This is a genomic window from Acrocarpospora corrugata, from assembly GCF_009687845.1.
Taxonomy (GTDB): Bacteria; Actinomycetota; Actinomycetes; order Streptosporangiales; family Streptosporangiaceae; genus Acrocarpospora; species Acrocarpospora corrugata.
Genome location: NZ_BLAD01000043.1, coordinates 37,547 through 56,805, shown reverse-complemented (window position 1 = coordinate 56,805; position 19,259 = coordinate 37,547). Strand labels below are relative to the sequence as shown.

19 protein-coding genes and 2 pseudogenes are annotated in these 19,259 nt (G+C 69.1%); 9 read left to right on the top strand and 12 right to left on the bottom strand.

Features of this window, described 5'->3' with window-relative positions:
• Window positions 1-8 precede the first annotated feature (8 nt).
• From Acor_RS10880 to Acor_RS10870, 3 genes are all read right to left on the bottom strand, one after another.
• Window positions 9-269 carry a hypothetical protein gene (locus Acor_RS10880; protein WP_155336469.1) on the bottom strand — a complete coding sequence of 87 codons (261 nt, stop codon included), beginning with the start codon at window positions 267-269 and terminating at the stop codon, window positions 9-11.
• Between the two features lie 56 nt (window positions 270-325).
• Window positions 326-583 carry a hypothetical protein gene (locus Acor_RS10875; protein WP_155336468.1) on the bottom strand — a complete coding sequence of 86 codons (258 nt, stop codon included), beginning with the start codon at window positions 581-583 and terminating at the stop codon, window positions 326-328.
• 167 nt (window positions 584-750) lie between these two features.
• A complete protein-coding gene (locus Acor_RS10870; RefSeq protein ID WP_155336467.1) occupies window positions 751-1,476 on the bottom strand; it encodes an SDR family oxidoreductase in 726 nt (241 codons plus the stop codon).
• A 36-nt stretch (window positions 1,477-1,512) separates the two neighbouring features.
• Between Acor_RS10870 and Acor_RS10865 the strand changes: the two genes are divergently transcribed.
• The 4 genes from Acor_RS10865 to Acor_RS10850 are packed head-to-tail and all read left to right on the top strand — an operon-like array spanning window position 1,513 to window position 4,851.
• Window positions 1,513-2,253 carry an enoyl-CoA hydratase family protein gene (locus Acor_RS10865; RefSeq protein ID WP_155336466.1) on the top strand — a complete coding sequence of 247 codons (741 nt, stop codon included), beginning with the start codon at window positions 1,513-1,515 and terminating at the stop codon, window positions 2,251-2,253.
• Window positions 2,254-2,300: 47 nt separating this feature from the next.
• A complete protein-coding gene (locus tag Acor_RS10860; protein ID WP_246238584.1) occupies window positions 2,301-3,083 on the top strand; it encodes a CoA transferase subunit A in 783 nt (260 codons plus the stop codon).
• The gene (locus Acor_RS10855) at window positions 3,080-3,811 is read left to right on the top strand and encodes a CoA-transferase subunit beta (protein WP_155336464.1); all 732 of its coding nucleotides are present in this window, start codon (window positions 3,080-3,082) and stop codon (window positions 3,809-3,811) included. The genes Acor_RS10860 and Acor_RS10855 overlap by 4 nt, the downstream gene beginning before the upstream one ends.
• Complete coding sequence (locus Acor_RS10850; protein WP_155336585.1) at window positions 3,811-4,851, top strand: NAD(P)H-dependent flavin oxidoreductase; 1,041 nt, start codon at window positions 3,811-3,813, stop codon at window positions 4,849-4,851. The genes Acor_RS10855 and Acor_RS10850 overlap by 1 nt, the downstream gene beginning before the upstream one ends.
• Here the strand turns inward: Acor_RS10850 and Acor_RS10845 are convergent.
• From Acor_RS10845 to Acor_RS10825, 5 genes are all read right to left on the bottom strand, one after another.
• On the bottom strand, window positions 4,830-6,311 hold the full coding sequence (locus Acor_RS10845) for a glycoside hydrolase family 3 protein (protein WP_246238568.1): 1,482 nt from the start codon (window positions 6,309-6,311) through the stop codon (window positions 4,830-4,832). The genes Acor_RS10850 and Acor_RS10845 overlap by 22 nt on opposite strands.
• A gap of 85 nt (window positions 6,312-6,396) precedes the next feature.
• Entirely contained in the window at window positions 6,397-7,743 is a 1,347-nt protein-coding gene (locus Acor_RS10840; protein ID WP_155336462.1) for an alkaline phosphatase D family protein, read from the bottom strand.
• 45 nt (window positions 7,744-7,788) lie between these two features.
• Entirely contained in the window at window positions 7,789-9,285 is a 1,497-nt protein-coding gene (locus Acor_RS10835) for a tripartite tricarboxylate transporter permease (RefSeq protein ID WP_155336461.1), read from the bottom strand.
• The gene (locus Acor_RS10830; RefSeq protein WP_155336460.1) at window positions 9,286-9,798 is read right to left on the bottom strand and encodes a tripartite tricarboxylate transporter TctB family protein; all 513 of its coding nucleotides are present in this window, start codon (window positions 9,796-9,798) and stop codon (window positions 9,286-9,288) included.
• Complete coding sequence (locus Acor_RS10825; protein ID WP_155336459.1) at window positions 9,798-10,775, bottom strand: Bug family tripartite tricarboxylate transporter substrate binding protein; 978 nt, start codon at window positions 10,773-10,775, stop codon at window positions 9,798-9,800. The genes Acor_RS10830 and Acor_RS10825 overlap by 1 nt, the downstream gene beginning before the upstream one ends.
• Window positions 10,776-10,953: 178 nt before the next feature.
• On the opposite strand from Acor_RS10825, the gene Acor_RS10820 reads away from it, so the two are divergent.
• From Acor_RS10820 to Acor_RS10810, 3 genes are read left to right on the top strand one after another with little or no spacing between them, the layout of a single operon-like run.
• Complete coding sequence (locus tag Acor_RS10820) at window positions 10,954-12,537, top strand: ATP-binding protein (protein ID WP_218034216.1); 1,584 nt, start codon at window positions 10,954-10,956, stop codon at window positions 12,535-12,537.
• A gap of 43 nt (window positions 12,538-12,580) precedes the next feature.
• Entirely contained in the window at window positions 12,581-13,249 is a 669-nt protein-coding gene (locus Acor_RS10815; RefSeq protein WP_155336458.1) for a response regulator, read from the top strand.
• A gap of 57 nt (window positions 13,250-13,306) precedes the next feature.
• Window positions 13,307-13,840, top strand: a complete 534-nt coding sequence (locus Acor_RS10810; RefSeq protein WP_155336457.1) for a class IV adenylate cyclase — start codon at window positions 13,307-13,309, stop codon at window positions 13,838-13,840.
• Here the strand turns inward: Acor_RS10810 and Acor_RS10805 are convergent.
• From Acor_RS10805 to Acor_RS46215, 4 genes and pseudogenes are all read right to left on the bottom strand, one after another.
• Window positions 13,837-14,658 (bottom strand): hypothetical protein, encoded by an 822-nt coding sequence (locus Acor_RS10805; protein ID WP_246238567.1) that lies wholly within the window; start codon window positions 14,656-14,658, stop codon window positions 13,837-13,839. The two genes, Acor_RS10810 and Acor_RS10805, sit on opposite strands and share 4 nt — an antisense overlap.
• A 124-nt stretch (window positions 14,659-14,782) precedes the next feature.
• Window positions 14,783-15,223 (bottom strand): hypothetical protein, encoded by a 441-nt coding sequence (locus Acor_RS44210; RefSeq protein ID WP_246238566.1) that lies wholly within the window; start codon window positions 15,221-15,223, stop codon window positions 14,783-14,785.
• A 52-nt stretch (window positions 15,224-15,275) separates the two neighbouring features.
• Window positions 15,276-15,752 (bottom strand): annotated as a pseudogene (locus Acor_RS46220) (radical SAM protein); the annotation flags it as partial.
• Between the two features lie 84 nt (window positions 15,753-15,836).
• Window positions 15,837-16,277, bottom strand: coding sequence for a winged helix-turn-helix domain-containing protein (locus Acor_RS46215; RefSeq protein ID WP_155336455.1), 441 nt, complete (start codon window positions 16,275-16,277; stop codon window positions 15,837-15,839).
• 137 nt (window positions 16,278-16,414) lie between these two features.
• Between Acor_RS46215 and Acor_RS44200 the strand changes: the two are divergent.
• Both Acor_RS44200 and Acor_RS10785 read left to right on the top strand, forming a co-directional pair.
• A pseudogene (locus Acor_RS44200) lies at window positions 16,415-16,567 on the top strand (DUF397 domain-containing protein); the annotation flags it as partial.
• 277 nt (window positions 16,568-16,844) lie between these two features.
• Window positions 16,845-19,121: a peroxidase family protein gene (locus Acor_RS10785; protein WP_155336453.1), complete on the top strand. Its 2,277-nt coding sequence runs from the start codon at window positions 16,845-16,847 to the stop codon at window positions 19,119-19,121.
• Window positions 19,122-19,259 lie beyond the last annotated feature (138 nt).

Sequence of the window (19,259 nt, the reverse complement as noted above, 5' to 3'; positions counted from 1 at the left end):
TCCTCCGGTTAGTCGAACCGGTAGGAGAGGCCGATGGTGCCCCCGCTGGTCGCGGTGGCCGCGATGCCGTTGATGTTGTTCACGTTGGTCGAGCGGCCGCTGGCGATGTTGGTCGCAGCGATGTTGCCGAAGTGGTTGCCGGACTGGGCGGAGTCACTGTTCCGGCTGGTGTTCTTGGTCCAGGTGTCGGCCTGCGCGGGGGCCGCCATCAGGACGGCGCCACAGGTGGCGGCGAGAACGGCACCGGTCACGGCGATCTTCTTGAACATCTCGTCTCCTTCGTCAGTTCTGAGGGGGTCGTACGGCCATGCGATGTGCGTCGGACCTAGTGGAAGATGTAGGTGACCGTGACGCTGCCGCCCGTGGCGGTCGCGGCGATGCCGTTGATGTTGTTGACGTTGGTGGAGCGGCCGGAGCCGGCGTTCCGGGCGACCACCCAGCCGAAGTTGTTGCCCGACTGTGCGGAGTCCCGGTTGACACTCCAGTTGTCGGTCCAGCTGTCGGCGTGTGCCGGGGCCGCGATCAGGCTCGCACCGCAGGCGGCGGTGAGGATGGCACCGGTCACGGCGATCTTCTTGAACATCTTGCTCCTTGGGGTACGCCAGAGCCGTGAGCGGGAACATGGACGACGGGCCCTGCCATCCACGTTCACTGACTCCCGGTTGATCTGGCCGGTCAAAGCAATAGCGAGCATATAGCTGAGCGTGGTCAAATGATAGCTCTGCGTAATCAGAACTTTGCTCTGGATCCTCAGCCGGACTTCAGCGTCCGCCAGGCCGGAGTTTCGCCGCCCCCGTGGACCAGCAGCTCAGCGCCGGTGACATAGCCGGGCTCGCCCAGCCAGAGGCAGGCGGCGGCCACGTCCGCCGGGCTCGCCAGCCGGCCCGCGGGGATCGTGGCGGGCGCGCCCTGGGCGTAGTGCCCGGCCCCGGCCTCGGTGGCGGCCAGCCCGACGACCACGGTGTTCACCCGCACGCGCGGCGCCCACTCGGCCGCCAGGCAGGCGGCCAGGTGACGCAGCCCGGCCTTCGCCGCGCCGTAGGCCGAGGTGCCGGGCGACGGACGGGAGCCGCTGACGCTGCCGATCATCACGACCGCCCCGGCTGCGGCCTCCAGCAGCGCATGGGCACGCTGCGTGACGAGCAGCGGGGCGAGCAGGTTCAGCTCGATCACCCGGGCGTGCAGCCGGGGCGAGGTCCCCGCCACCGGCGCGTACGGCGAGCCGCCCGCGTTGTTCACCAGCACGTCCAGCCGCCCGTGCCGGGCCTCGATCGCGCTGATCAACCGATCCACGTCGGCGGCCTCGCGCACGTCTGCGGGCACGAACTCACCGGGAACGACACCATCGGGCTCCGTCCGCGCGCACACGACCACCCGGGCCCCCGCGTCCCGGAACGCGGTCGCGATCCCCAGCCCCAGGCCCTTGGTCCCACCGGTGACCAGGACGACTCGGCCCGCGTAGTCGTGGCTTACCATGGGGCCTACCGTACCAAGCAAGCGTTAGGTAACCATATGGGAGTCTCGGCCCGGGTGGACGGCGGGATCGCGGAGGTCGTGGTGGACGCGCCGCCGGTGAACGCGCTCAGCGTGCGGGGGTGGTTCGACCTGGCGGCGGCCGTCCAGGAGGCCGGGCGGGATCCGGCCACGCGGGTCGTGGTGCTGCGGGCAGAAGGGCGCGGGTTCAACGCCGGCGTCGACGTCAAGGAGTTGCAGCGGACGCCGGGACACGCCGCGCTGGTCGGCGCCAATCGCGGGTGTTACGCGGCGTTCGCGGCGGTCTACGAGTGCGAGGTGCCGGTGATCGCGGCCGTGCACGGGTTCTGCCTGGGGGGCGGGGTGGGGCTGGCCGGGAACGCGGACATCGTGGTGGCGAGCGAGGACGCCTACTTCGGGCTGCCGGAGGTGGATCGGGGGGCGCTGGGGGCGGCCACGCATCTGGCCAGGCTGGTGCCGCAGCACCTGATGCGGGCGATGGTCTACACCTGCCGGAATGTCACGGCGGCGGAGTTGCACGCGTTCGGTTCCGTGCTGGAGGTCGTGCCGAGTGACGGGCTCAGGGAGGCCGCGCTCCGGGTGGCGGGGGTGATCGCCGCCAAGGATCCGTACGTGATCCGGCGCGCCAAGGAGTCGCTGAACGGGATCGATCCCGTCGACGTGAAGCGGAGTTACCGGTTCGAGCAGGGGTTCACGTTCGAGCTCAACCTGATGGGCGCGGGTGACGCGCATCGCGATCGTTTCCTGGAGGGTTCGTGACCAAAGTTCTGGCGATCGAGGACGTCGTCGGAGGGCTGGAGAGCGGCATGACCGTCGGGATCGGCGGCTGGGGGTCGCGGCGCAAGCCAATGGCCCTGGTCCGGGCGATCTGCCGGTCGAGCCTGCGGGACCTGACGGTGATCTCGTTCGGCGGCCCGGATGTGGGGCTGCTGTGCGCCTTCGGCAAGGTCCGGCGGGTGATCGCGCCCTTCGTCACGCTGGACTCGATCCCGCTGGAGCCGTGGTTCCGGATCGCCCGGCAGCGCGGGCTGATCGAGTTCACCGAGTACGACGAGGGCATGTTCATGTTCGGGCTGCTGGCCGCCGCGCACCGGCTGCCGTTCCTGCCGACCAGGGCCGGGCTCGGGTCCGACGTAATGACGATAAATCCGGATCTGCGGACCGTGCGTTCGCCGTACTCGGATGGGGAGGAACTGGTCGCGGTCCCCGCGCTCACCATGGACGTCGCGCTGCTCCACCTCAACCGCGCCGACCAGCGCGGCAACGCCCAGTACCTCGGCCCCGACCCCTACCTCGACGACCTGTACGCCAAGGCCGCCACCCGCTGCTACGTCTCCTGCGAACGCCTGGTGACCGAGTTCAAGGAAGGCCCGGTGCAGTCGTTGCTGATCAGCCGTTCCATGGTCACCGGGGTCGTCGAAACCCCCGGCGGAGCCCATTTCACCAGCTGCGAGCCGGACTACGGCCGGGACGAGGCGTTTCAGCGCGCCTACCTCGAAGCCACCACATCCGCCGACTCCTGGCGAAATTTCGCCCAGCGCTACTTGTCCGGTGATGAAGGGGACTACCAGCGGGCGGTGGCCGGATGAGCCGCGCCGACGTCTGCGTGGTCGCCTGCGCGGAGACCTTCCGCGGCGACGGGGAGATCCTCGCGGCCGGCATCGGCGGCGCGATCACGGTCCTGGCCGCCCGGCTGGCCCGGCTCACCTTCGCACCCGACCTGCTGACCACCGACGGCACCTGCCTGCTCACCGCCGACGTGCCCGCTCTCGGCGCCGATCCCGGCGGCGTCGAAGGATGGCTCCCCTTCCGCGACCACCTCTGGCTGGTCCTGCACGGCCGCCGCCACGTCCTGCTCGGCGCCTCCCAGCTCGACCGGTACGGCAACAGCAACATCTCCTGCGTCGGCGACTGGTCCCGCCCGAAATCCCAGCTCCTCGGGGTACGCGGAGTCCCCGGGAACACGGTCAACAACCCGACCAGCTACTGGATACCCAAACACTCCCCCCGCGTCTTCGTCCCCCGCGTCGACATGGTCAGCGGCGTCGGCTATGACCGCCCCGGCCGGGGCCGCTTCCACGACCTCCGCCGCGTCGTGACGAACCTCGCCGTCCTCGACTTCGCCACCCCGGACCACTCGATGCGCCTGGCCTCAGTGCATCCGGGCGTGACGGTGAACGACGTGCTGGAGAACACCGGCTTCCCGCTGACCGTCCCTGACGAGGTCCATCAGACCAGGCTCCCGACCGAGGACGAACTGCGCGTGCTCACCAGCCTCGACCCGCGGAACCAGCGTGCCCGCGAGGTCCCCTCGTGATCAGAACCGCCCTGACGGACCTGGTCGGCTGCCGTTACCCGATCGTCCAGACCGGCATGGGCTACGTCGCCGGAGCCCGCCTGGTCACCGCCACGTCGAAAGCCGGCGGCCTCGGCATCATCGCTGCCGCCACCCTCACTACCGACGAGATGACCACCGCCATCCGCGAAGTCCGCGACCGCACCGACGCCCCTTTCGGCGTCAACATCCGCGCCGACGCCGACGACGCCTCCGACCGCGTAACGATCATGATCCGCGAAGGCGTCCCCGTCGCCTCCTTCGCCCTCGCCCCCCGCCCCGAACTAATCGCCCGCCTCAAGGACGCCGGAGTCGTCACCATCCCCTCCGTCGGCGCCCGCCGCCACGCCGAGAAGGTCGCCGCCTGGGGCGCGGACGCGGTGATCGTCCAGGGCGGCGAGGGCGGCGGCCACACCGGCCCGATCCCCACCACCGTCCTGCTCCCCCAGGTCGTCGACGCGGTAGACATCCCGGTCATCGCCGCCGGAGGCTTCTCCGACGGCCGCGGCCTGGTAGCCGCCCTCGCCTACGGCGCGGCCGGAATCGCGATGGGCACCCGCTTCCTGCTCACCTCGGACTCCCCCGTCCCCGACGAGGTCAAGAAGGAGTACCAGGCCGCCACCGACACCGTCGTCACCACCCGCGTCGACGGCGTCCCCCACCGCGTCCTGCGCACCCCGTTCATCGACAAGCTCGAACGCGGCCGCCTGCTCCGCGCCCTCCTCAACGCCGCCCGCCTCCGCGACCTCTCCGGCCTGTCCTGGGCGGCCATGCTCCGCGAAGGACGCAGGATGCGCCACGGCCGCGACCTCACCTGGGCCCAGGTCCTGCAAGCCGCCAACACCCCGATGATGCTCCGCTCGGCGATGGTCGACGGGCGTGCTGACCTGGGCGTGCTCGCCGCCGGCCAGGTGGTCGCCACGCTGGGCGACCTCCCGTCCTGCGCCGAACTCATCGACCGGATCATGGCCGAGGCGACCGCCGTACTGGCCCGGCTGGGTCAGGAGAACGCGGCGACCTGACCGGTCAGCGTCTCGGCCGCCGCCTGCCCGCAGACCCGCGCCGCCCCGTGCGTGGCGACGTGCACCGCGCCCAGGTCGGTACGGCCCGGCAGCCCCATCTCCACCACGACCCCGTCGGGCCGCCGCGCCAGCAGGTGCGCCAGCGCGTCCATCTGCCAGGCGTGCCGGTGCGCGTCCCGGACCACGATCACCAGCGGCCGATCCGCGGCCTGGGCGAGCACGTCGCCGGGAAGCCCGTCGGCCAGCTCCGGCTCGTGCAGCCGGGTCACCGTGGTCCCCGGCAGCAGCTTGCCCAGCGGCTCCCCGACCCCCCACGGCATGCCCTTGTCGATCGCCAGGTTCATCACCGGCGAGAGCTCCACCACGTGCGGCGCGACCACCAGCGGCAGCACCGTGCCGTCGTCCCTGCTGACCCGGATGGCCCGGCGGGCCGCGGCCAGCCCGACCGGCTCGCGCGTCGCCGGCGGCACCCGCGACGGCCGCCAGGCGGCCAGCGCCCTGACCCGCTCCGCCGCGTCGGCCAGGCGTTCCTCGGGCAGCCAGCCCTCGAACACGGCGTCCACCATGGCGTCCCTGATGTGCTCCACGATGGCCTCGTCGGCGTGCTCGCCGCCCACGCAGATCGCGTCGGCTCCGGCCGCGATGGCCCGCGCGCTGGCGCCGCCGATGCCGTACGGGCCGGAGACCGCCGCCATCTCGATGCCGTCGGTGACGATCAGCCCCTCGAAGCCGAGCTCGTGGCGGAGCAGCTCGGTCAGGATCCTGGGGCTCAGCGTGGCGGGCAGCTCCCGGTCGTAGGCGGACACCAGCAGGTGCCCGGTCATGATCGAGCGCACCCCCTCCGCGATGGCCGCCCGGAACGGCCGCAGCTCGACCTCGTGCAGGTCCGCGCGGCTGCCGGCCACCACCGGCACGCTGTAGTGCGAGTCCACCGAGGTGTCGCCGTGCCCGGGGAAGTGTTTGGCGCACGCCGCCACCCCGGCCGACTGGAGCCCGCGCACCCACGCGGCGGTGTGCCGCGCCACCAGCTCGGGATCCGCGCCGAAGGAGCGCAGCCCGATCACCGGGTTGTCGGCGTTGGAGTTCACGTCCGCCGCCGGCGCGAAGTCGATGGTGACCCCGGCCGCCGCCAGGTCCCACCCGACGTCCCGGGCGACCGCCTCGGTCAGCGCCTCGTCGTCCACCACCCCGAGCGCGAAGTTGCCCGGCCGCGAACTGCCGGTCCTGGCTTCCAGCCGGGTGACCTCCCCGGCCTCCTCGTCGATTCCCAGGACGATGTCCGGGTTCTCCGCGCGCAGCGCGGCCGTCAGCTCGGCCAGTTGGCTGGGCGTGTCCACGTTGCGGGAAAAAAGGACCGCCCCGGCGAGACCGTCGCCGAGGCGACGCCGCAGCCAGTCAGGGGGCGTGGTTCCCTCGAAGCCGGGGAACAGGACCGTGTCTGCCAGACGCAACAGCTCCATGCTTCGCGTCATGCGGCACCGCACTTGGACATGCCCGAAATCTAATAGGAAACTTTCCTATTCGCTAGGGGGCTGACCTCCTATTTCACAGATCGGTTCGTTGCAGTTTGTTGTTGAGGACACGAAACCCCGCTGCTGTCACCACCGGTGCGCCGGGCTGGTCCACGAACGCGACGGCTCGGTAGTCCACCGTGAAGTCGGTCATGCTCGCCGTGACCATCAGGTAGCCGCGCCTGCCGTCGAAGTACTTGAGGTGCGGGTTGAGCGCGAGCGTCGCGCTGCCGTCCGTGCTCGGCGGGCGGCTGGTGACCGAACTGGTCACGAACTCCACCCCGTTGCCCAGCTCGGCCGCCCAGGCGTTGTGCACGTCGCCGCTCAGCACCACCAGGTCGCCGGTGGCCGCGGCCAGCACCTTGGCCCGCGAGTCGGGGAAGCCGTCCCAGGCGTCGGCGCTCGGCGGTTCCAGCGGGAACTTGCGCGGCGCGAAGAAGAGCGGCTGCGCGAGCACCTTCCAGCGCGCGGTGGAGGCGGTCAGCCGGGTGGTGAGCCACTCCTGCTGCTCGGTCCCGAGCATGTTCCGGCCGCTCCGGTACTGCCGGGCGTCCACGAACAGGAAATCCGCCACCTTGCCGTACGGCCGCCAGCGGTAGAACTGCAGGTTGTTGCCGACCGGCCGGACCCGCAGCGGCAGATGCTCGTAATACGCCTTGTACGCGGCGTTCCGCCGTTTCACGAACGCCGCCTGGCTGGAACCGTCCCCCGGCAGCAGTCCCGCGTAGTTGTCGCGCACCTCGTGGTCGTCCGGCATCGCGATCCACGGGGCCGCCGCGTGCGCCGCCTGGAGGTCCTTGTCCAGCTGGTAGCGCGCGTACCTGCGGCGGTAGGCGGCCAGCGTCTTGCACTCCTCGGTCGACTCCAGCGGCCGGAGGTAGCGGCCCGGCTGCGGGTTGGCGGGCTTGCCGTACTCGTAGACGTAGTCGCCCAGGTGGAAGATCACGTCCGGCCGTTCCGCGGCCAGGTGTTTGAGCACGGTGAAGAAACCGTGTTCGTATCGCTGGCAGGAGATCACGCCGATTCTGATCGGCTCGGTCGAGTCGGGGCCCGGTGCTGTTTTGGTACGCCCTACGGGGCTGGTGTGCCCGTCCACGCTGAACCGGTAGAAGTACTCCGTCCAGGCACGCAGCCCGCTCACCCGGACGTGCACGCTGTGCGCCCAGTCCGGCTGGGCGGGCGCGGCGCCGGACTGGACGATCCGGCTGAACGCCGCGTCCTCGGCCAGTTCCCACTTGACCGAGAACGCCTGGTTCGGCATGCCACCCGTCTTGCTCGCGTGCAGCGGCTCGACGGCGAGCCGCGTCCACAAGATCACCCCGTCAGCGGATGGTTCCCCCGAAGCCACCCCAAGGGTGAACGGAAACCCTAATTTCGCCATAAGGGGATCTTTATCCAGTTGAGTGACGACTGCGTAGCGATTTGGTCAGCGGGCGAGCACCTTTCTGAGCAGCTTCCTGAGCAGTGGGGTGAGCAGGGCGAGCGCGGAGAGCACCAGGAGCACGCCCGCGACCGGGCTGGCGACCAGTGTGCTGACGTCGCCCGCGCCGATGGCCAGGGCCCGGCGCAGCTGGATCTCCGCCATCGGCCCGAGGATCAGGCCGATCACGGCGGGGGCCACCGGGAGGCCGAACCTGCGCATCGCGAAACCGAGCAGTCCCAGCAGGTAGAGCACGATCAGGTCCACCCACGAGTTGTTCAGCGCGTACACGCCCAGCGCCGCGAACAGCACGATTCCCGCGTACAGATACGGCCGGGGGATCCGCAGCACCCGCGCCCACACCGGGGCGAGCGGCAGGTTGAGCACCAGCAGCATCGTGTTGCCGATGAACAGCGACGCCACCATCCCCCACACCAGGGCCGGGTTGTGGTCGAACAGCTGCGGGCCCGGCTGCAGGCCGTACTGCTGGAAGGCGGCCAGCATGATGGCGGCCGTCGCCGAAGTGGGCAGGCCCAGCGTCAGCAGCGGCACCAGCGTCCCCGCCGCTGAGGCGTTGTTGGCCGCCTCAGGACCGGCGACGCCCTCGATCGCGCCCTTGCCGAACTCCTCCTTGGCGGTGCCGCGCGCCAGGCGCTTCTCCGCCGCGTACGACAGGAACGTGGGGATCTCCGCGCCGCCGCCGGGCAGCGCGCCGAACGGGAAGCCGAGCGCGGTGCCGCGCAGCCAGGGACGCCAGGACCTGCGCCAGTCCGCGCGGCCCATCCAGGCGCGGCCGACGGGGACGATCTCCGGCGGCGCGTGCCGCAGCCGGGACGCCACGTAGAGCGCCTCGCCGAGCGCGAACAGGCCGACCGCGACGATCACCACGTCGATGCCGTCGAGCAGCTGCGGGATGCCCAGGGTGAGCCTGGCCTGGCCGGTCTGCTGGTCGATCCCGACCAGCCCGATGGCCAGGCCCAGGACCAGCGAGGCCAGCCCCCGGACCACCGAGCGGGACAGCACCGACGACACCGCCGTGAAGGCCAGGATCGCCAGCGCGAAGTAGTCCTCCGGTCCGAACGAGATGGCGAACTCCACCACCAGCGGGGCCGCCACGACCAGCAGGCCGGTCGCGATCGTGCCGGCCACGAACGAGCCGATCGCCGCCGTGGCCAGGGCCTGGGCGGCCCGGCCGCGCCTGGCCATCTTGTTGCCTTCCAGCGCGGTGATCATCGACGAGCTCTCGCCGGGGGTGTTGAGCAGGATGGAGGTGGTGGAGCCGCCGTACATGCCGCCGTAGTAGATCCCGGCGAACATGATGAAGGCGCTGGCCGGGGGGACGTTGAAGGTGATCGGCAGGAGCAGCGCCACGGTCATCGCCGGGCCGATGCCGGGGAGCACCCCGACGAGGGTGCCGAGGGTGACGCCGACCAGCGCGTACAGCAGGTTGACCGGGGTGAGGGCGGTGGCGAAGCCGTCCAGCAGCAGGTTCAGCGAATCCACTCAGATCACCCCGGACAGCAGCCCGGCGGGGAGGGTGACCCCGAGCCCCTTGACGAACGCCAGGTAGGTCGCGACCCCCAGGATGATCGCCACCACGCCCGCCCTGAGCCGGTCCCGCGCGCCGAGCGCCACGGCCAGGCCGAAGAAGAGCAGCGCGGCCGCGATCACCCAGCCGAGCAGGTCCAGCAGCCCGGCGAAGGCCAGGAAGATCACGCTGACCACGCCGACCCCGCGCCAGTCCGCCGGGGCCCTGGCGTCCACGTCCTCGCTCTCCTCCGGGTCGCCGTGCCCGCCGCGCAGCACGTCCACCACGTAGCAGACGCCGATGACGATCATCGCCGACCCCACCAGCAGCGGGAAGAAACGGGGGCCGAGCCCGAGCGTGGAGGCCGCCGCCGTCACGTCCGCGGTCCCGGCGATCACGAAGACGCCGAGGCCGAGGACGATCAGCGCGAGCGCGAGCTCCGGCCGCCGGCGGGGCTTGACCCCCTCTCTCTCATCGGTGGAGGACATCAGGAGACGAGTCCCATTTCCGCGATGATGCCCTTCACCCGCGTCTGCTCAGAGGTGAGGAAGTCCGCGAACAGCTGCCCGGTCTGGAACGAGTCGACCCAGCCGTTCTTGGCGACCGCGTCCTTCCACGCCTGGCCGTCGTGCATCTTGGTGACCAGGTCGGTGAGGGACTTGGTGGCGGCCTCGTCGAGGCCGGGGGGCGCGACGAAACCACGCCAGTTGGCCAGCTCGACGTCCAGGCCGCCCTCCTTCAGGGTCGGGGACTCGATCGACGGGATGCGGGCCGGAGCGGTGATGCCGAGCGAGCGCAGCTTGCCGGACTTGATGTGCTCGGCGAACTCGCCGATGCCGGAGATGCCGATCGACACCTTGTTGCCGAGCAGCGCGTTCAGCGCCTCGCCGCCGCCCGAGTGGGCGATGTAGTTGACCTGCTTGGGATCGATATCAGCGGCCTTGGCCATCAGGCCGGCCACGATGTGGTCGGTGCCGCCCGCGGAGCCGCCGGCCACCGAGATCCTGGTGGGGTCCGCCTTCCAGGCCGCGACCAGGTCGGCCAGCGTCTGGAGCGGGGACTCGGCCGGGACCACGACGATCTCGTACTCCTCGGTCAGCCGGGCGATCGGGGTGACCTCGGCCAGCGTCACCGCGGACTTGTTCTGCTCGACCGCGCCGACCATGACCAGGCCCATGGTCATCAGCACCCCGCCGTTGCCCTTGTCGCCCGCGAGCTGGGCCAGCCCGATCGTGCCGCCCGCGCCGGGGACGTTGAACACCTCCACCTTCCTGGCGGGCTCGATCGACTTGATCGCCTGCTCCGCCGTACGCGAGGTCTGGTCCCAGCCACCGCCGGGCGCGGCCGGGGCCATGATGCGCAGCGCGCTGGTCCCTGACGCCGTATCCGATCCCGCACCGCACGCGGTCGCGGCCGTCACCGACGCGATCACCGCCGTCAGTACGGCGAGCCTGCGAAGACGCATGATCACTCCAACACCGTGAGAAAGAATGTGGTGAGGATCGTGAGCGCCGGTCACCCGCGGTGTCGATGCTTCCCGTGCTTGCCGTCGTATTGGTGGTATTGGTCACAGCCTCCGCGACCGGGGCGTTACCCGCCCATGACTATATTTCGGGGCAGTTAACCGGGAGAGGTGAGAGGCCGTGCGACGAGTGACAACCGCCTCCCTCGGCACCCAGCTGTTCGTGCTGCAGATGGTGATCGTCCTGCTCGCCGTCGGCGGCACCGCCACCGTCTGGGCCCAGCACACCCGCAACCAGCTCGACGACCAGTACCGCCAGCGGGCCCTGGCCATCGCCCAGTCCGTGGCCGGGCTCCCCCAGGTCCGCGACGCCTTCAGGTACCCGCGCCCCGAAGTGCTGCTCCAGCCCATCGCCGCGGGCGTGCAGCTCGCCACCGGCGCCGACTACGTGGTCATCGCCAACCGCGACCAGATCAGGTACGCCCACCCCAACACCGACCTCATCGGCAAACGCCTCTCCACCGACGGCTCGGAGGTGCTGGAGACCGGCCAGACCTGGACCGGCTTCCAGACCGGCACCCTCGGCCGCTCGGTCCGCGGCAAGGCCCCCATCTTCGACGAGGCCGGCCAGGTGATCGGCCTCACCTCGGTCGGCGTGCTGGAGCAGACCGTCGCCGACCAGCTCGGGGCGGCGCTCCCGCCGCTCATCTGGACCGTGCTGGCCGTCTTCGTCGCCGGTTCATTGGCCGCCGCGCTCATCGCCCGCCGGGTCCGCCGCCAGACCTTCGGCCTGGAGCCCATCGAGATCGCCGCCCTGCTGGAGCAGCGCGAAGGCGTCCTGCACGGCGTCAAGGAAGGCGTGCTCGCCCTCGACCTGGCCGGCAGGGTGACCCTGGCCAACGACGCCGCCAAGGACCTGCTCGACCTGTCCTCCGACACCGTCGGCCGCGATCTGACCGAGATGCCGCTCTCCGACCGGGTCCGCGACGTGCTCGGCGGCGACGACCCCGGCGAGGACCGCATCGTGCTGCACCGCGGCCGGGTGCTGGTGCTCAACCGCACCCCCGTGTCCGTACGTGACCAGCACCGCGGCTGGGTTGTCACCCTGCGGGACCGCACCGAACTGGTCCAGCTGGCCCGCGAACTCGACGACGCCAGCACCACCACCGACGCCCTCCGAGCCCAGGCCCACGAGTTCGCCAACCGCATGCACACCGTCGTCGGCCTGCTCGAACTCGGCGAACACGAGGCCGCCGTCCGCTACATCACCCAGACCACCGAGGCCTACAGCCAGTACGCCCAGGGCATCCGCGAACGCGTCGCCGACCCCACCCTCGCCGCCCTCCTGCTGGCCAAGGCCGCCGAGGCGGCCGAACGCGGCGCATCCCTGGTGGTCGCCGACGACTCCCACGTGGACGGCGACCTGGAAGACCCGCGCGACGCCGTCCTCGTCGTCGGCAACCTGGTCGCCAACGCGATCGACGCCCTGGAGGGCACCGGCGGCGTGGTCGAGGTCCTCGTCCGCACCGACCCCGCCGGCCTGCACGTCCGCGTCCGCGACTCCGGCCCCGGCGTCACCCCCGAACTCGCGGAAGAGGTCTTCCGCGAAGGCTTCACCACCAAAATCGCCCACTCCGGCTCCCGCGGCCTCGGCCTCGCCCTCACCCGCCAAACCTGCCTCCGCCGCGGCGGCTGGGTCCGCGTCCACAACGCCAACGGCGCCGTCTTCACCGCCCTCCTCCCCCCGGCACCGGCCCGCCGATGAAACACGCTCTCGTCCTGAACGACGACCACCTGGCGGCCCGCCGATGAAACGCGTGCTCGTCGTGGACGACGACTTCATGGTGGCCCGGGTCAATGCCGGCTACGTCGCCAAGACGCCCGGCTTCACGGTCGTCGCCGCCGCCCACACCGGCCGAGCCGCCATCGCCGCCGTCTCCGAGCACACCCCCGACCTGGTCCTCCTCGACATCTACCTACCCGACATGTCCGGCCTCGACGTGCTCCGCGCCCTCCGCGGCCTGGCCTCCCCCGTCGACGTCCTCGTCGTCACCGCCGCCCGCGACATCGGCACCGTCCGCGCCGCCCTCCGCGGCGGCGCCGTCAACTACCTGATCAAACCCTTCACCGCCGCCGCCCTGGCCGACCGCCTCCGCCGCTACGCCGACACCGGCCGCCACCTCACCGCCCTGGGCGTCGAAGCCCGCCAGGAAGACGTGGACCGCCTCTTCGGCTCCACCCGCGGCACCTCACCTCTCCCCAAGGGCCTCTCCCAGACCACCTGCGCCCTCGTCGCCGAAACCCTCCGCCGCACCGGCACCGACCTCTCCGCCACCGAAGCCGCCGACCTCACCGGCCTCTCCCGCGTCAGCACCCGCCGCTACCTCGAATACCTCTGCGCCTCCGGCCGCGCCGAACTCCGCCCCCGCTACGGCACCGCCGGCCGCCCAGAACACCGCTACCGCTGGACCGGCTGACGCCACCCGCCGCCCCAAGGTAGATTCCCCCAGTCGCCGGAGACTGGAGAGGCCACTGTGACCCGTGAGATCGAGGTCAAATACCGCGTACGCGACCTCGCCGCCCTGGAGGCCGCCCTCCTCCACCGCGGCGTACGCCTCTCGCCCCCCGCCCACCAGGACGACCAGGCGTACGCCGAACAAGGCTGGACCTACGGCCAGAGCAAACTCGGCGTCACCTTCGCCCGGCTCCGCACCCAGCAGGGCAGACACCTGTTCACCGTGAAAAGACCACTCGACAACGCGATGGCCTGCTTCGAACACGAAACCGAGGTGACCGACCGGGCCGAAATGCACTCCGCCATCGTGGCCATGGGTTTCTATCCCACCGTCCGCATCGTCAAGACCCGCCGCACCTCCACCCTCAAGAACATGACGATCTGCGTCGACGAGGTCGAACACGCCGGCTCCTTCGTGGAAATCGAACGCACCGTCCACGGCGACGAGAACGGCCTCGCCGTACAAGAGGAACTCCACGCGTTCGCGTGTTCGCTGGGTCTCGACCTTGAACGGACCACCGAAACCTATGACTCGCTGGTCCGGGCCACCTAGAACAAGGAGATGGCGTCCGGCTCGGCCGGGTTCCGGCAGGACAGCCGCACGGCCCGAATATCGAGGTCGAGGCGGACGGCGGCGTGGTCGGTCAGTCCAAGCTCGCGAGGCTCATGCAGGTATTCGCAAGCCTGAATGCGGCCGCTCAGAGCGGACCCGACGTGGAAGTAGTCATAGCGGTATCCGGCCCCGGTCCTGCCGATCCAGCTGTATGCCTGAACTCCGGGGGCGCAGTGCCGGTGAGCGTCCACGAAGCCACGGGCGTGCAGCGTGTCGAGCAGGCCGAACTCGAACGGCAGGAATCCCGGGTGGAGCGGGTCGTGATCGGCGGGGATCACGTTGTAGTCGCCACCGATCACCAGGTGGTCATGCGGTCCCGCCGGGAGTTCGGCCAGGAGTTTGAGGAGCGAGCCGACGAACATCTCCTTGCGCGTGGTCTTGTCCGCGCCACGATCCCGGCTGGGCACATAGACGCTGAGAAACCAGGTCCGAGGATCAGTGTCCAGGACCGCTACGGCGACCCGCCCGGGGATGCTCACCTGGTCGAGCGCCGGTGGCCGCCCCTGCCCTGCGGCCAGCGCCGGCTCAACCTCCTTGTCGACGTGCTGCGTACGGTCGGCGGCCACCGCCAGGGCCATCGCACGACCGGTCAGCGTGGATTCACTGGTCCGGATCAGGCGCCCCAACGGAGTGTCCGTCGGTTCGGTGGTGGGGTGCGCGGCCATACCAAGCCCCCGGAGCCTCGATGCCAGCCGGTTCACCGTGGTCGACTTCCCCACGCCATTGGGCCCCTCTACGGCGATGAACAACCCATCCATCAGGATCCGTCCGCAGGGCGGGTGGTGATCTGAACGACCGGACATTGTTCAAGGTCTATCTCCCCCACGTGGCGGCCGTCCGCGATCACCGCCGCCGGGCATCCCTTCCCGCAGGCACTGTTCATCAGGCAACCCCCACAGGTGGGATTGGCGCCCATGGCGAGCTTCCCGGCGAGGTCGTAGCCGTCCAGGGCGCCAGCCACCTCTTCGCGGAGAATGTTGCCGACGGTGAACTCTCGATCCGAGTGCCGTGACTGTGGTGTGCGAGCCGCGAACACCAGATAGGGGACACTGCGGTCAGACCGTCGGCGAACACATAGATCAGTTTGCCCGCGTCGCATCCGGCCAGCGGTTTGCCGTCATTCGGGAAGCGGATATGCACGACATCGATACCTTGCTCTCGGAACCGTGCGGTGACCTCGGCGATGGCGCGCATCCGCCCGGAATCGGCCGCCAACCTGCCATGACTCTTGACGCCACGACCGAAGGGCGACAGTGGATTCATCAAGACGTACTCGGCACCGACTTCGACCGCGAACTCGCACAACGCGGCGAACTCCGCCACTTCGGTGAGCGCATTGCGGAGTAGACAGCAGACCCTGCAGGAGCCCCGCCTGTGCGAACGCGCGGGTGGTGGCCAGCGTGGTGGCGAACGAAGCGATACTCCCCCGGAATTTGCCATGGCTTTCCGGCCGAAACCCATCGAAGCTCACGTTGATATGCACGTTGCCGATCCTGGCCAGCGTCTCTATCTGGCCTGGGACGGTCTGCGTGGCATTCGTGCAGATGCCGACCGGCAACCCGGCACGGACGATGGCCTCGCAGATCTCCATCAACTCGGGTTGGACGAACGGTTCACCCCCTGTCAGCGTCACTCTCTCGACTCGCGCCCGCAGGAGCCGGGGAATCACCGCGCCCGTAATATCGGTCAGGCTCATATGGTGTCCCCAGTCCCCAGACGAGACGAAACAGTGAGCGCAGTGAAGATTGCAGCGCTCAGTAATCTGAATGAGCGCCTTACGCTCGGCTCCCTCAACCGAGGTCCTGAAATAGCAGGAACTCGCGTGACTGTCGATGACGAGCGAACGCTTCACGATGGCTCCTCACTCGTGCGACCCGAACCCTGAATCTGCACTTCCCCGTTGATCAGCTTCGCAATCCCTAAAAGCAACCGATTACTACTCGGCAGATGGATCAACTTGGGGGCGGTGTATTGGTGGCCAGTTTCCGGAAGGCGCGGCGTATGAGCCTCGGTAAGGGACGGTGAATACCCAGCCTTGGGCGCGGAGTTGACCGATGGCTTGGCGGATGGTGGCCTTGGCGACGCCGTACCGATCCAGGAGGGTGCGTTCGCTGGGGATGGGGTGGTTTGTGAGGATGATTCCGGTGCGGATCTCGGTGGCGAGATCGTCGGCGATCTGCTGGTAGACGGGCGTGAGGTGGTCGGCGCGGGGGGTGCCGGGAAGGCCGACGTAGCTGCCTTCGCCGGGGACGGTGTGGTCCAGGCCGCGGTCGCGCAGCTCACGGTGGAGTGGGTATCGAGCGGAGAGACTTCTGCCGTTATTCGCAGTTCTTCGCGAGACGCACTGGATACGCTCGCATACCAGCAGGTCAACCATAACAACGAGATGACTTCTTTACAGACTCGTGACCTGATTTCCGGGGCGCTGGCAGAATATAAGAAGTAGTGAGGCATGATGAAACAGGGACTTGATCTCTCCGACGCCTAGTGGCGGACCAGTAGTTTAGTGGTGCCAATGGGCAGTGTGTGCAGGTGGCCGTTGTCGGCGGTCGAGTCGTGGTGCGGGACAGTAAGAAATCCCGATGGTCCTGTGCTGATCTCGCTCCGGGTGAGTGGCGCGCTTTTGCTGGCGGTGTCAGGTTGGGCGAGTTCGACCTTCCCGCCTAGCTCAGCTGGCATGCGAGATCGCTGCGCTACCAGCGACACCATACCCTATGTAGGGAATATGAGTTCATTCCGGTAACGATCGCGACGGTGAACCGGATGAAATTTTCTGATGTTTCGCCGCATCGATGGCATGCATCTTCCAAATACCCTTAGGGGTTTATTTCCCTTAAGGGGTATACGTCTCATCTGTTCCATTGACGGTAATTCGGCTCGGGACGAGTCTGGCGCCACGCGCCGGACGTACACGGTCTTCGGTCCGGCGGTTAGGGAGCAGAAGATGTCATATCATCGAGCCGCGCGGCTGGGCGTCGCGCTCGTGGTCGCTGGTGCGGTCACGTTGACCGGGACTCCGGCCGCCCATGCTGTGGTGCCATTCACGGTGCAGAGTCTCAATGGGAGCGGCAACAATGTCGGCAATCCGACGTGGGGGCAGGCGGGGACGGCGTACAGCCGGGTCGGGCCGGCGCGGTACGTCAACAATCTGAGTCAGCCGTTCGGGGGGCCGAATGTGCGGAACATCAGCAACCGGGTTCACAACGACGTCAACCAGAATCTGTTCTCCGAGCGGCGGGTGACCCAGTGGGGGTTCACCTGGGGGCAGTTCATCGATCACACCTTCGGGCTGCGGGACGGGCGGGAGCCGGGTGATCCGCAGGGGGAGACGGCGAACATTCCGTTCGTGGCGTCCGATCCGCTGGAGAGTTTCACCAGCACGCTGGGGGTGATTCCGTTCGTCCGGTCGAATCCGGCGCCGGGGACGGGGGTCAGCAATCCGCGGCAGCAGACCAACACCAACAGTTCCTACCTCAACGGGTTCCCGGTATACGGGCCGGACAACACCCGGCTGGAGTGGCTGCGTACCGGTCCTGTGGACGGGAACCTGGCCAACAACAGTGCCTCGTTACTGATGGCCAACGGGTATCTGCCGCGGCGGGACGCTCGCGGCAACGCGGGGGCCGCGCCGGTGATGGAGCTCAACGGCCGGCTGATCGGGCAGCCGGCGCGAGCGATGGTGGCGGGTGACGTGCGGGCGAACGAGAACCTGTCACTGACCGCGACCCAGACCCTGTTCGCGCGTGAGCACAACCGGATCGTCGGGCTGTTGCCGGGTTCGCTGAGCGAGGAGGACAAGTTCCAGATCGCCCGCCGGGTGATCATGGCCGAGCAGCAGTACATCACCTACAACGAGTTCCTGCCCTCGCTCGGGGTGGCGCTGCCGCGCTACACCGGCTACAACGCGGGGGTCAACGCCAACCTCGGGAACGAGTTCGCGACCGTCGGGTACCGCGCGCACAGCATGATCCACGGCGAGTTCGAGCTGGAGACCAACGCGTCCCGGTACTCGCAGGCGACGCTGAACGCGATGACCGCGCAGGGTGTCGAGGTCGTGGTGGACGGCGCCGACGCCGAGATCGCGATCCCGTTGAACCTGGCCTTCTTCAACCCCGACCTGCTGGAGCAGGTCCAGCTCGGCCCGATGCTGCTCGCGCTCGGCCTGGAGTCGGAGTACAAGAACGACGAGCAGATCGACAACCAGCTGCGCAGCGTGCTGTTCCAGATCCCGGTCTCCGGCAACCCGGAATGTCTGGACGGCGAAGGGCTGCCGACGTGCTTCAACGGAGTGGTGGACCTGGGTGCGATCGACATCGAGCGTGGTCGTGACCACGGCATGCCGACGTACAACCAGATGCGGCAGGCGTTCGGGTTGCCGGTGAAGACCTCCTTCACCGCGATCACCGGTGAGGGGACCGAGCTCTTCCCCGCCGACCCGCAGCTGACCGCGGGCAACGAGATCAACGATCCGGACAGTCTGGACGTCCTGCAGCTGTTCGACATCGACGGCAACCCGGTCGACCTGAACGACGAGGACGCGGTCGAGGGCACCGGCACCCGCGAGGTCCGCCGGACCACGCTGGCCGCCCGGCTGCGCGCGCTCTACGGCAACGTGAACAATGTCGACGCGTTCGTCGGCATGGTCGCCGAACAGCATGTGCCCGGTAGTGAGTTCGGCGAGCTGCAGCTGGCCATGTGGGCTCGGCAGTTCCAGGCTCTCCGTGATGGTGACCGGTTCTTCTACGGGAACGACCAGGGGCTCACGTACATCAAGAACACCTACGGGATCGACTACCGCCGCACTCTCGGCCAGATCATCGATCTGAACACCGACCTGACCGCGGCCGACCTGGCCCCCAACGTGTTCCTCGTCCCCGAAGCCGATCTGCCGGCGCCGACTTGCACGGTGAGCTTCACCCAGACCACCGAGTGGCCCGGCAACTTCCAGGTCAATATGACCATCACCAACACCGGCACGACGCCGATCAACGGATGGGCGCTGCGCTGGGAGTGGGCCAACGGGCAGACCGTCAGTGAACTGTGGAACGGGGTGGTCAGCCAGAGCGGCCGGAATGTGACCGTCACGAACGCGGCCACCAACGGCACGATCGCACCGGGAGCCAGCCGGAACGGCATCGGCTTCAACGCCCAGCGCGACAACTTCACCAACGCGAAACCACCCAACTTCACCCTCAACAACCGCCGCTGCGCGACCGTCTGAACCTGAGAGACCGGTCACGGGTTCACACGCGTGACCGGTCTCGTCAGCGGGTCAGCCGACGACGCCCTGGGTGTCGAGGTTGTCGCCGCTCCAGTCGCCGATCATGGGAAGGTGCCGTGGTCGCCGTAGACGAGGCCC

Excerpts from the sequence above, each read along its gene's own strand:
- Acor_RS10805 (WP_246238567.1), bottom strand. The coding sequence starts at position 14,658 with ATGGATGGGTTGTTCATCGCCGTAGAGGGGCCCAATGGCGTGGGGAAG.
- Acor_RS10830 (WP_155336460.1), bottom strand. The coding sequence starts at position 9,798 with ATGTCCTCCACCGATGAGAGAGAGGGGGTCAAGCCCCGCCGGCGGCCG.
- Acor_RS10875 (WP_155336468.1), bottom strand. The coding sequence starts at position 583 with ATGTTCAAGAAGATCGCCGTGACCGGTGCCATCCTCACCGCCGCCTGC.
- Acor_RS10880 (WP_155336469.1), bottom strand. The coding sequence starts at position 269 with ATGTTCAAGAAGATCGCCGTGACCGGTGCCGTTCTCGCCGCCACCTGT.
- Acor_RS10860 (WP_246238584.1), top strand. The coding sequence starts at position 2,301 with ATGACCGTCGGGATCGGCGGCTGGGGGTCGCGGCGCAAGCCAATGGCC.
- Acor_RS46215 (WP_155336455.1), bottom strand. The coding sequence starts at position 16,277 with ATGGTTGACCTGCTGGTATGCGAGCGTATCCAGTGCGTCTCGCGAAGA.
- Acor_RS10825 (WP_155336459.1), bottom strand. The coding sequence starts at position 10,775 with ATGCGTCTTCGCAGGCTCGCCGTACTGACGGCGGTGATCGCGTCGGTG.
- Acor_RS10870 (WP_155336467.1), bottom strand. The coding sequence starts at position 1,476 with ATGGTAAGCCACGACTACGCGGGCCGAGTCGTCCTGGTCACCGGTGGG.
- Acor_RS10845 (WP_246238568.1), bottom strand. The coding sequence starts at position 6,311 with ATGGAGCTGTTGCGTCTGGCAGACACGGTCCTGTTCCCCGGCTTCGAG.
- Acor_RS10840 (WP_155336462.1), bottom strand. The coding sequence starts at position 7,743 with ATGGCGAAATTAGGGTTTCCGTTCACCCTTGGGGTGGCTTCGGGGGAA.
- Acor_RS10815 (WP_155336458.1), top strand. The coding sequence starts at position 12,581 with ATGAAACGCGTGCTCGTCGTGGACGACGACTTCATGGTGGCCCGGGTC.
- Acor_RS10855 (WP_155336464.1), top strand. The coding sequence starts at position 3,080 with ATGAGCCGCGCCGACGTCTGCGTGGTCGCCTGCGCGGAGACCTTCCGC.
- Acor_RS10785 (WP_155336453.1), top strand. The coding sequence starts at position 16,845 with ATGTCATATCATCGAGCCGCGCGGCTGGGCGTCGCGCTCGTGGTCGCT.
- Acor_RS10865 (WP_155336466.1), top strand. The coding sequence starts at position 1,513 with ATGGGAGTCTCGGCCCGGGTGGACGGCGGGATCGCGGAGGTCGTGGTG.